The sequence below is a fragment of the Roseovarius sp. BRH_c41 genome (assembly GCF_000961715.1).
In the GTDB taxonomy this organism is placed as follows: Bacteria; Pseudomonadota; Alphaproteobacteria; order Rhodobacterales; family Rhodobacteraceae; genus Roseovarius.
Genome location: NZ_LADY01000002.1, coordinates 107,161 through 118,102, shown reverse-complemented (window position 1 = coordinate 118,102; position 10,942 = coordinate 107,161). Strand labels below are relative to the sequence as shown.

The 10,942-nt window shown below is 64.2% G+C and carries 13 protein-coding genes and 1 pseudogene; 8 read left to right on the top strand and 6 right to left on the bottom strand.

What is annotated here, in order from left to right:
- The 4 genes and pseudogenes from VR71_RS00620 to VR71_RS00605 all read right to left on the bottom strand — a co-directional run.
- Nucleotides 1-542: pseudogene (locus tag VR71_RS00620) on the bottom strand (efflux transporter periplasmic adaptor subunit); the annotation flags it as partial.
- A 106-nt stretch (nt 543-648) separates the two neighbouring features.
- Nucleotides 649-1,191 carry a molybdenum cofactor biosynthesis protein B gene (gene moaB, locus VR71_RS00615; protein ID WP_009815854.1) on the bottom strand — a complete coding sequence of 181 codons (543 nt, stop codon included), beginning with the start codon at nt 1,189-1,191 and terminating at the stop codon, nt 649-651.
- 4 nt (nt 1,192-1,195) lie between these two features.
- Nucleotides 1,196-1,816, bottom strand: coding sequence for a LysE family translocator (locus tag VR71_RS00610; RefSeq protein ID WP_045680214.1), 621 nt, complete (start codon nt 1,814-1,816; stop codon nt 1,196-1,198).
- A complete protein-coding gene (locus VR71_RS00605; protein WP_045680212.1) occupies nt 1,813-2,607 on the bottom strand; it encodes a uracil-DNA glycosylase in 795 nt (264 codons plus the stop codon). The genes VR71_RS00610 and VR71_RS00605 overlap by 4 nt, the downstream gene beginning before the upstream one ends.
- A 178-nt stretch (nt 2,608-2,785) precedes the next feature.
- On the opposite strand from VR71_RS00605, the gene VR71_RS00600 reads away from it, so the two are divergent.
- From VR71_RS00600 to plsY, 5 genes are all read left to right on the top strand, one after another.
- Nucleotides 2,786-3,733, top strand: coding sequence for an aspartate carbamoyltransferase catalytic subunit (locus tag VR71_RS00600; RefSeq protein WP_009815850.1), 948 nt, complete (start codon nt 2,786-2,788; stop codon nt 3,731-3,733).
- Complete coding sequence (locus tag VR71_RS00595; protein ID WP_045680210.1) at nt 3,730-4,263, top strand: hypothetical protein; 534 nt, start codon at nt 3,730-3,732, stop codon at nt 4,261-4,263. The genes VR71_RS00600 and VR71_RS00595 overlap by 4 nt, the downstream gene beginning before the upstream one ends.
- Nucleotides 4,260-4,703, top strand: coding sequence for a hypothetical protein (locus tag VR71_RS00590; protein ID WP_296429657.1), 444 nt, complete (start codon nt 4,260-4,262; stop codon nt 4,701-4,703). Before VR71_RS00595 ends, VR71_RS00590 begins: the two co-directional genes overlap by 4 nt.
- A 141-nt stretch (nt 4,704-4,844) precedes the next feature.
- Entirely contained in the window at nt 4,845-6,131 is a 1,287-nt protein-coding gene (gene pyrC / locus VR71_RS00585) for a dihydroorotase (protein WP_045680207.1), read from the top strand.
- Nucleotides 6,122-6,730 (top strand): glycerol-3-phosphate 1-O-acyltransferase PlsY, encoded by a 609-nt coding sequence (gene plsY / locus VR71_RS00580; RefSeq protein ID WP_009815845.1) that lies wholly within the window; start codon nt 6,122-6,124, stop codon nt 6,728-6,730. The genes pyrC and plsY overlap by 10 nt, the downstream gene beginning before the upstream one ends.
- Nucleotides 6,731-6,950: 220 nt before the next feature.
- Here the strand turns inward: plsY and VR71_RS00575 are convergent, their stop codons facing one another.
- Nucleotides 6,951-7,865 carry a rhodanese-related sulfurtransferase gene (locus tag VR71_RS00575; protein WP_045680204.1) on the bottom strand — a complete coding sequence of 305 codons (915 nt, stop codon included), beginning with the start codon at nt 7,863-7,865 and terminating at the stop codon, nt 6,951-6,953.
- Nucleotides 7,866-7,970: 105 nt separating this feature from the next.
- Between VR71_RS00575 and pncA the strand changes: the two genes are divergently transcribed.
- The 3 genes from pncA to VR71_RS00560 all read left to right on the top strand — a co-directional run bounded on the left by pncA (nt 7,971) and on the right by VR71_RS00560 (nt 9,994).
- On the top strand, nt 7,971-8,567 hold the full coding sequence (gene pncA, locus VR71_RS00570; RefSeq protein ID WP_045680202.1) for a bifunctional nicotinamidase/pyrazinamidase: 597 nt from the start codon (nt 7,971-7,973) through the stop codon (nt 8,565-8,567).
- Nucleotides 8,568-8,628: 61 nt separating this feature from the next.
- Nucleotides 8,629-9,216: a uracil-DNA glycosylase family protein gene (locus tag VR71_RS00565; protein WP_045680200.1), complete on the top strand. Its 588-nt coding sequence runs from the start codon at nt 8,629-8,631 to the stop codon at nt 9,214-9,216.
- Nucleotides 9,209-9,994, top strand: a complete 786-nt coding sequence (locus tag VR71_RS00560) for an SseB family protein (RefSeq protein ID WP_045680198.1) — start codon at nt 9,209-9,211, stop codon at nt 9,992-9,994. Before VR71_RS00565 ends, VR71_RS00560 begins: the two co-directional genes overlap by 8 nt.
- Nucleotides 9,995-10,004: 10 nt before the next feature.
- Here the strand turns inward: VR71_RS00560 and VR71_RS00555 are convergent, their stop codons facing one another.
- Complete coding sequence (locus tag VR71_RS00555; RefSeq protein ID WP_045680196.1) at nt 10,005-10,937, bottom strand: glyoxylate/hydroxypyruvate reductase A; 933 nt, start codon at nt 10,935-10,937, stop codon at nt 10,005-10,007.
- Between the last annotated feature and the right edge of the window lie 5 nt (nt 10,938-10,942).

Genomic DNA, 10,942 nt, shown 5'->3' with positions numbered 1-10,942 from the left:
GCGCTCTCCACAGCCGTGAGCGTGCCCACGCCCCGCGCCTCCAGATCACGCTGCCGCGCCAAGGCGCGGTCCTGAATCTCGGCCTGCTCGCGCCGTGCGGCCAATTCATCGCGCGCCAGATCCAGCGCCCGCGCCGCCTCGCGCGCCTCGGCGCGGGTATCCATCAGGTCGGTGCGTGCGCGGTCCAATGCGCTCTGGGCATCGGCGGGGTCGATCCGCGCCAGAAACTGTCCGGCGCGCACAATGCCGCCTTCAATGAACTCAGGCGCCAACTCGGTGATCACCCCGGTCGCCTGCGCGCGGATTTCCAGCGTGCGACGGCTCTCGATCTGGCCAAAGGCGGTCAGGGTGGGGGTAATCTCGGTCTCAACGGCGCGCACCGTCCGCACGGCAAAGGCGCGTTCCTTGCGCTCGGGCACACGGACTTCGCGTGCCATGCGCTCTTGCACCGCACTGACCACGGTCTGCCCGGCATAGGCCAAAAGCCCCAAGGTCAATGAGACCAGAAAGAGCCCGATCAGACCCTGACGCAGAAACCGCATGGTGCGCAACCTCTTGGGTCGGTCCGGTTGGCCGACTGACCCCTTGTAATGTAACCCCGGCGGGCCGAATGCCAAGCCGGATACGAGGGTCCAACGCCGCCGCGCGTCACTTCCGGCGCTTATGCTCGTCAAGCCGCGGCATGATTTCCACAAAATTGCAGGGTCGGTGCCGATAATCGAGCTGATATTTCAGGATCTCGTCCCAGGCATCCTTGCAGGCCCCCGGACTGCCGGGCAGCGCAAAGAGATAGGTGCCCCCCGCGACGCCACCCGTGGCGCGGCTCTGCACCGCCGAGGTGCCGATCTTCTGCATCGACACGATGGTAAAGACCGTGCCAAAGGCATCAATCTCTTTCTCATAGACATCGCGATGTGCCTCAACCGTCACATCACGCCCCGTCAGGCCGGTGCCGCCCGTCGAAATCACCACATCCACCTCTGGATTGGCGATCCATTCGCGCAATTGCTCGGCCACCTGATCCCGCTCGTCGCGCACGATCATGCGATCCGCCAGAATATGCCCCGCGTCCTCGATCCGCGCGACCAGCGTATCGCCCGAGCGGTCATCCGACATGTCGCGGCTGTCGGAGACGGTCAGCACCGCAATCCGCACCGGGATGAACTCCTTGGTCTCGTCGATACGCGACATGGGGTCAGCTCCTTTGCATGAGGGCGAGGCGGGCCGCCAGCGCGGCAAAGATCGTGGCCGAGGCAATACCCAAGCCGCGCGCGAAACGCGGCGAGGTCGTCAGACGGCGGCCCAGCCCCCCGGCAAAAACCCCGACCGCGCCGTTGATGACAAACCCGCCGACCGCCAGCACGAGCCCAAAGATCAGGAACTGCGGCAGGATGGCGCGCCCCGGATCAATGAATTGCGGCACAAAGGCCAGCACAAAGAGAATGACCTTGGGATTGAGCAGGTTGACCATCATCCCCTCCCGAAAGGCACGCGCCACACCCAGCACCGGCGCATCGGGGCGCATTGGGCCCATCCGCAGCGCCCCCCAAGCCAGCCACAAGAGATAGCCAACCCCCAGCCAGCGGATCACGTCCAGAACCACCGGCTGCGCGGCGATGGCCGCCGCCAGCCCCAATCCCGCCAGCGTCACATGTACCATGCCTCCCGCCGAAATCCCGGCACTCGCCGCCAGCGCCGGGCGCGGCCCCGCCCGCAGGCCCAGACCAAGGCAGAACATCATATCCGCACCGGGCGTAAGATTGAGCGCCAGACCAGCGGGAACAAAAGCCAAGAGCATCAACGGATCAACGATCATTTTGTCGCCTCGCGCAGCCGCGCCTTGAGCGCCAGCAGATCGGCCCATGCCTCGCGCTTGGCCGCAGGCGTGCGCAAGAGATAGGCCGGATGAAACATTGGCAGCGCGGGCTTGCCATAGGCCTCGGCCCATGTGCCGCGCAGCCGGGTGATACCGCGTTTGCCGAGACCTGCATCACAGCTGATATTGCCCATCAGCACAATGAGATCCGGCGCGATCAGATCCACATGCCGGGCCACGAAGGGGCGCATCATGGCGATTTCCTCGGTGCTTGGGTCGCGGTTTTGCGGCGGGCGCCACGGCAGGACATTGGTGATATAGACCGCCTCTTGCGGCGCGTCGGCCCCGCGCGACAGGCCGATGGCCGCCAGCATCCGGTCCAGAAGCTGCCCGGCACGACCCACAAAGGGCAAGCCTTGCAGATCCTCGTCCCGCCCCGGTGCCTCGCCGATGATCATCACCCGCGCGGCCGGGTTGCCATCACAGAACACCAGATTGCGTGCGCCACGCTTGAGGTCGCAATGCGGATAGGCCCCTAGCGCCGCACGCAGCGCGTCGCGGTCCTGGGCTGCCGTGGCAGAGGCGCGCGCCACAGCCACCGGATCGCTGCTCTCGGGGGCCACCGGGGCGGCGGGCCGCCCCTCAGCCTTGGGCGCGGCGGCGGGCTTGGCGGATTTGTCCGGCAAATCATAGCGATTGATCGGCGCATCACAGATCGCCTCGGTCGCGCCAAGCTCGATCTGCCAGACCAAGCTGGCCAGCGCATCATGGGGGCGGAGCGTTGATTCCATGCGCGTGACGCTACCCCGTGGCGCGCCCCGGTGAAAGAGCCATGATGGCGCGCCTGTGATGCGGCGCGGATTTGAGTATTTGCAGAACGATGAACACCAAGCGCCCAGGCGCAAACCCCGCCTTGCCCTGCGGCACCAGCGGACTTACAAAGCGGGATGAACCGGCTCGGAGGGCGGCATGACATTTCCACACGCGCATCTCTTGGGGATCGAGCCGCTGTCCCCGGCGGATATCACCGCGATTCTCGATCTGGCCGAGGATTACGTGACCCTCAACCGCAGCGCCACGAAACATGGCGATGTGCTGGCAGGGCTCACACAGATCAACATGTTCTTCGAGAATTCCACCCGCACGCAGGCCAGTTTCGAGCTGGCAGGCAAGCGTCTGGGCGCGGATGTGATGAATATGGCAATGCAGGCCTCGAGCCTCAAAAAGGGCGAAACCCTGATTGATACCGCGCTCACGCTCAACGCCATGCACCCTGACCTGCTGGTGGTGCGGCATCCCCACTCCGGCGCGGTGGACCTCTTGGCGCAAAAGGTGCGCTGTGCGGTGCTCAATGCGGGCGACGGGCGGCACGAACATCCCACCCAGGCACTCTTGGATGCGCTGACCATCCGCCGCGCCAAGGGGCGGCTGCACCGGCTGACCGTGGCCATCTGTGGCGACATCGCCCATAGCCGCGTGGCGCGCTCGAATATCCTGCTCTTGGGCCGGATGGAGAACCGCATACGCCTGATCGGCCCGCCCACGCTCATGCCCACAGGCATCGACGCCTTTGGCGTCGAGGTCTATGATGACATGCGCCGCGGGCTGGAGGGCGCGGATGTCGTGATGATGCTAAGGCTGCAAAAGGAACGCATGGACGGCGGGTTCATCCCGTCGGAGCGCGAATATTACCACCGCTACGGGCTTGATGCTGAAAAGCTGGCCCATGCCAAGCCCGATGCCATCGTCATGCATCCCGGCCCGATGAATCGCGGCGTCGAGATCGACGGTGAGATTGCCGATGACATCAACCGCTCGGTCATTCAGGATCAGGTCGAGATGGGCGTCGCGGTGCGCATGGCGGCAATGGACCTGCTCGCGCGCAATCTGCGCGCACGTCGGGCGGCGGCGGCATGAGCACGCGGCTGCATATCCCGGCGGGAGAGGCCCATGTGGTGCGCGTCTTTGCTGTGGACGAGGACCACGCCAAACCCCATGCCGATGAGGCCATTCTCCAAGCTCTGGGCGCGGGAGAGTTGAAAACCTCGGAAATCGAACTCTTCGATCTTGAGGATTTGCAGAGCATGACTCTGTCGGACTATCTGGCCGAGGGGCATGGCATCGCCGCAGGCGACCTTGGCCCGATGCGCGGACAGTTGAACGGACTGAAAGGCCGCGTTCTGATCCTGCCGTCCCGCGCCTTTGAAGGCCGCGCCCTCGAAATGCGCCCACGTGCGCCGCTGCGCCTGATTGGCCGGTTTTCCGAGGATACGGCCCCCCCCGCGCGCTTTGCCCCGCTGCCCAGCGGCGGTGCCGAGGGTGTGGTCAGCGCCCGCGCCAATGCCCGTCCGCGCGGCGCAGGGCGTCTTCGGCTGATGGCCTTTGCGGCGCTGGCCCTCTTGGCCATCGGGGCGGCGGTGGCCATCGGTCTGGCGGTCAAGCTGTGATCGGCGATCTCATCCAGTCCATGACACCCACAACACCGCTCGATCTTGGCGAACGCGTGATGCATAGCTTTCACCCCGACCGCAGCGCCTATTGGCGCGATCACGCCTGGCTTGCCGCCGGGGCGATGGCGCTTGGCATGGGCATCCTCTGGGCGATCGGCAATCCGCATGCCTGGACCGGGGCGGTGGGCGGCCTTGCGGCGATTGCCGTGCGGGGGTTTTATGTGGCCTCGGACGAGTTGAAGGCGCGCTGGGACTTGACTGACCGGCGCCTGCTCGGCCCGCAAACCCGCGCGGTGCGTCTTGCAGAGATCAAAACGGTGCGCGGGCTTGGCAGTGCTGTGCAGGTGATCACCGCCGCAGGCGACAAGCACCTGATCAAATATCAGGCCGACCGCGCAGGCACCGAGGCGCGGATACGCGCCGCCGCAGGAGTGTAAGAGGGCAGGATGCAGGAACCCAAAGACCCACGCATGTCCGGCAAAGTCGCGATGGCAGCACTGCTGGTGATCGCGGCGCTGACGGTGGTGATGGTCTGGGTGGCGGGATGAACAGTGCCAAAGCCGAAAGAAAGTAACAGTATGACCCAAACCCTTTTCACCAATGCCCGCCTGATTGACCCCGAGGCGGGGACGGATGCCCTCGGCTGGCTCCTGATCGACAAGGGCGTGATCGCCGCGCGCGGCACGGATGCCGCACCGCAGGCCGAGACCGTGATCGACTGCGGCGGCCATTGCCTTGCCCCCGGTATCGTCGATATCGGCGTCAAGGTTTGCGAGCCGGGCGAGCGGCACAAGGAAAGCTATCGCTCTGCGGGCCTCGCGGCGGCGGCGGGCGGGGTCACCACCATGGTCACACGCCCCGATACATCGCCCGCCATCGACAGCCCCGAGGTGCTGGAATTCGTCGCCCGCCGCGCCAATGAGGCGGCGCCGGTCAATGTGCTGGTGATGGCGGCCCTGACCAAGGGGCGGCAGGGCCGCGAGATGACCGAAATCGGCTTTCTCATGGATGCGGGGGCGGTGGCCTTTACCGATTGCGACCATGTGGTGACTGACACCAAGGTGCTGAGCCGCGCGCTGACCTATGCGCGCTCGCTTGGCGCGCTGGTGATTGGCCATCCCCAAGACCCCGGCCTGAGCGCCGGGGCGGCGGCAACCTCTGGCAAGTTCGCCTCGCTCCGGGGGCTACCCGCCGTGTCGCCCATGGCCGAGCGGATGGGGCTCGACCGTGACATAGCGCTTCTGGAAATGACCGGCGCGCGCTATCACGCCGATCAGATCACCACCGCCCGCGCGCTGCCCGCGCTGGCGCGGGCCAAGAAGAACGGGCTTGATATCACGGCGGGCACGTCGATCCATCACCTGACGCTCAATGAGCTGGATGTCTCGGACTACCGCACCTTCTTCAAGGTCAAGCCGCCGCTCAGATCCGAGGATGACCGTCAGGCCGTGATCGAAGCGCTGCGCGAGGGGCTGATCGACATCATCAGTTCGATGCACACGCCGCAGGATGAGGAATCCAAACGCCTGCCGTTTGAAGAGGCGGCAAGCGGGGCGGTAGCGCTCGAGACGCTGTTGCCCGTCGCGCTGCGGCTCTATCACGCCGAGGCGCTTGATCTGCCGACGCTGTTCCGGGCGATGTCGCTCAACCCTGCCAAACGGCTGGGATTGGCCTCGGGGCGGTTGGCCGTTGGCGCGCCTGCCGATCTGGTGCTGTTTGATCCGATGAAGCCCTTTGTGCTGGACCGCTTCGCGCTGAACTCAAAATCCAAGAACACCCCCTTTGACGGCGCACGCCTACAAGGTAAGGTCTGCGCGACCTATGTCGCAGGCACCCGCGTATTTGAGGCCGACACATGCCCCTGATCGAGACCACCACAACCCTGCTCCTGCTCTGGGCCGTGATCGGCTATCTTCTGGGCTCCATCCCCTTTGGCATGGTGCTGGCGCGGGTCATGGGCCTTGGCAACCTGCGCGAGATCGGATCGGGCAATATCGGGGCCACCAATGTGCTGCGCACCGGCAACAAGACGGCGGCGGCACTGACGCTTTTGCTCGATGGCGGCAAGGGGGCGGTGGCTGTTCTCTTGGCGCGGGCCATGGCCGGCGAGGACGCAGCACAGCTGGCGGCATTGGCGTCATTCGTGGGGCATTGCTACCCGGTCTGGCTTGGCTTTCGCGGTGGCAAGGGGGTGGCAACCTTTCTTGGCATCCTTCTGGCGCTGGCGTGGCCGGTGGGGCTGGCAAGCTGTGCCATATGGCTGGTAACGGCGCTGGTCACGCGGGTGTCATCCAAGGCCGCGATCATGGCGGCGGCGCTCTCGACCGGCTGGATGGTGGTGCTGGGCTATAGCGCGGGAATGATGCTGGCCTTCGTGCTGTCGTTGCTGATCTTTTGGCGGCACCGCAGCAATATCGCCCGGATCAAGGCGGGGACAGAGCCGAGGATTGGGCAAAAGGAGTAGGGGGGCGTAAATTTAGCCCCGCGCGGAATCAAGGCGCGGAACGCGCCGCCGCGCGATCGCTGGGCCGTCCCGCGGCCTAGCGATTTGGACAAGTCGCGCAACATTTAGAGGTTATGCGGGCTTTGCTGGGATAAAGTGCCAGTTGCCGCCGTAGCTTCGCTAGTCCCCGGCCCAGCGACCGCACGGCTTGCCTCATGTGGCAACCAACAGCCCCTATCTTTTACCCCTCGTGAACGATCTTGATATGCCGCGCGCCCCGCGCCTCGGCCAAGGCCATCTGCTTTTGCCGCTCGCGAAACCGGGCCTTGTCCTCTGCGCTCGTCTCGTCCACGCACTGATGACAGGCGACGCCCTCTTCATACTCGGGCCGCCCCATATCGCCGGGCAGGATCGGGCGGCGGCAGGCATGACATAACCGATGCGGCCCCTGTTTGAGCCCATGGCCGACCGACACCCGAGCATCAAAGACAAAGCATTCGCCCTGCCATGTGCTCTGATCCGCAGGCACCTCTTCGAGATATTTCAGAATACCACCCTTGAGGTGATAGACCTCCTCAACCCCTTGCCCCAACAGGTAGTTGGTGGATTTCTCACAGCGAATGCCCCCGGTGCAGAACATCGCAATCCGCTTGTTGTGAAAGCGATGCTTGTTTTCCTTCCACCACGCCGGGAAATCGCGGAATGTCGCAGTCTGCGGATCGACAGCGCCTTCAAAGGTGCCAATCGCTACCTCGTAATCATTGCGCGTGTCGATCACCGCCACATCGGGGCTGCGGATCAGGTCATTCCACGCGGCAGGCTCAACATAATGCCCGACCCGCGCACGCGGATCGACATCGGGCTGCCCCATGGTGACGATCTCTTTCTTGAGCCGCACCTTCATTCGGCGAAACGGTTGCGCGGCGCTTTCGCTCTCTTTCCACTCCAGACCGTCACAGCCGGGCAGGGCGCGGATATGCGCCAAAACGGCGGCAATCCCCGCCGCAGGCCCGGCAATCGTGCCATTGATCCCCTCGCGCGCCAGCAAGAGCGATCCGCTGATCTTTTCGGCGTCACACAGGGCTTGTAGCGGCCCCTGCACGGCGGCGGGGTCGTCGAACCGGGTGAAATGATAAAGCGCTGCAATCTTGTACATGGCGCGCGGCTTACGCCCCCTCGCGCCCCCTCGCAAGAGGACAATCCGCCGCCATTGACGCGAGGGCCCGCCCTGCCTACCCCTATAGGGCAAAGGAGACTTGCCATGACATCCGCGCTACTCGTGATCGACCTGCAAAATGACTTTTGCCCCGGTGGGGCGCTCGCCGTACCCGACGGCGATCAGATCGTGTCGGGCATCAACGCCTTGATGGAGACGTTTGGCGCGGTGATCCTGACGCAGGACTGGCATCCCTCTGGCCATTCCTCCTTTGCGTCGTCACATCCCGGTAAATCCCCCTATGAGGTGATCCAGATGCCCTATGGCCCCCAAGTGCTCTGGCCCGATCACTGCGTTCAGGGCAGCGAGGGGGCGGCCTTTCACGCGGGGCTGAACACAACGCGCGCGGACCTCATCCTTCGTAAAGGCTACAACCCCGCCATCGACAGCTATTCGGCGTTTTTCGAGAATGACCAAACGACCCCCACCGGGCTGCATGGCTATCTGCAAACGCGCGGCATCACGGACCTCACCATGGTGGGCCTCGCCACTGACTTCTGTGTCAACTACTCGGCCCTTGATGCCACCCGTCTGGGCTACCGCGTCACCGTCCGGCGCGATCTGGCGCGGGGGATCGACCTTGGCGGATCACTGGCGGCGGCAGAGGCGGCGATGGCGGCGGCGGGTGTCACCCTTCAATGAAGGGCGCGTGCAAAATGCGTACCGAATCCGAGTACAAAGTGTCTCGCATGTACACAAAGCCATGACGGATCTACCCTCGGAAATCCGCGCCTGCCGTCTGTGTGCCGACCGCTTCGCCGCCAGCGAGACGGCGCATTCCCCCCGCCCGGTGGTCTGGTTTCACCCCTCGGCGCGTCTCTTGATTGCCGGGCAGGCACCGGGACTGCGGGTGCATCAGTCGGGCAAGCCATTTGATGATCCCTCCGGCGATCGTTTGCGCAATTGGCTGGGGCTAAGCCCTTGTGAATTCTACGATAAATCCCGTGTTGCAATTGTGCCGATGGCCTTTTGCTTTCCCGGCTACGATGCCAAGGGATCGGACCTGCCACCGCCGCGTATCTGTGGCAAAACATGGCACGCTCGTGTGATGCAAGCCCTTGATAATGTGAAATTAACCGTGCTCGTGGGTGGCTATGCCCACAAATATCACCTCGGCGTCAAAACCGGCGTGACCCAGACCGTGGAGGCATGGCGCGACCATGCCCCACGCATTTTCACCTTGCCGCATCCCTCGTGGCGCAATACCGCTTGGCTCAGAAAACACCCGTGGTTCGAGGCCGAGGTTCTGCCGGAATTACGCGCACAAATTCAAAGGGTTATCCATGACTGACCTGACCCCGCTCGACGCTGCGCACGCTGCGATGGAGAGCACAGCCGACGAGGCCACAGCCCGCCTGCGGTTTTACGAGACCTTGGCGGCAAGCGAGCTATACCTCTTGCTGAAATCTGAGGCAGAGAGTGATCAGCTTGACCCGGAAGTGTTTGATTTATCTGATCATTCCTTTGTCCTCGTGTTCGACCGAGAGGACCGCTTGGCGCAATTCGCAGGCCGGATCGTGCCCTATGCGGCGCTCAGCGGGCGCAGCATCGCGACCATGCTGGCGGGGCAGGGGGTGGGCCTTGGCGTCAATCTTGACGTGGCACCTTCGTCGATCCTGCTCCCGCCCGAGGCGGTCGATTGGCTGGCCGAAACCTTGGGCGGTGCCCCGACTCAGATTGAGGCGCGACCAGAAAAATTCAGCGCGCCCAAAGGCTTGCCAGAGAACCTCTTGCTTGCGCTCGACGCGCGGTTGGCCAGCATGGCGGGGCTGGCAGACCTCGCCTATCTGGTCGGCGTGACCTATGACACGGGCGCGAGGGGGCATCTCTTAGGGTTTGTGGATGCCCAACCAGAGGCGCAAGCGGCCCTCGCCCGCGCTGTGTCAGAGGTTCTGATCTTTTCGGGACTTGAGGCGGCAGCGCTCGACGTGGCCTTCTTTGCCGCCTCCGATCCGGTCGCGGCACGTCTGGCACACTGCGGATTGCGCTTTGATCTGCCCGAACCGCCTCGGCCATCGGTGCGCGCGGCCCCCGGCTCTGACCCGGATAAACCGCCACTTCTCAGATAGTTATCCCGTTTCAATAGCCCTTGGTGCGATCCACCAGATGCAAAAACGGCTCTCCCGCCTCGCCGCGCCGGACATTCTCGATGATCACCCGCGCCGCCGTGATGGGCCGCGTTTCGGAGGCGATATGCGGGGTCACCGTCACGCGCGGATGCGCCCAATAGGGATGCGCGGGCGGCAACGGCTCCACCCGGAACACATCCAGCGTGGCATGTCCGATATGCCCTGCGTCCAACGCAGCCAAAAGCGCCTCATCGTCAATCAACGGCCCGCGTCCGGGGTTCACGATCATCGCCCCTTTGGGCAGCAAGGACAGCCGTTCGGCATTCAACAGGTTCTCGGTCTCGGCTGTCATCGGCAGCAAAAGCACAAGGATTTCAGAACTTTGCAGTGCGGCTTGCAGCCCATCATCGCCCGAGAGACAGCTGATCCCCGACACCTCGCGCGGGCTTCTGCTCCAGCCTGTGACCGGAAACCCAAGACCGCGCAGCGCCTTGGCGCAAGCCTGTCCCAGCACCCCCAGACCCAGCACCGTAACGGGGCGATCCTCGGCCAAAGGGGGGATCGTCTTGCGCCAGACCCCGTCCTGCCCAAGGATATGCGCATCCATCCCCAGATGATGCCGCAGCACATGGCCCGTGACCCATTCCACCATCCCTTGCGTCAGCCCATGATCGACCATCCGCGTCAAGGGCACCTTTAGCGTTTGATTTCCAACGATATTCTCGACCCCGGCCCAGAGGTTCAACACGGCCTTGAGGCGGGTATAGGGGGTGAAATCCTGCACCGCGCTGTTGGGGGCATAGACCATGTAATCGACGTCTTCTGGCGCGAGATCGAGTGCAAGGTTCGCGGCGACACCCGCCTCGGAGAGGGCTGATTTCAAAGGCTTCTCATAGATGTCCCACTGCTCGGGCCGAGCAGCAAAGAGGATATTGGGTGTCATTGGTC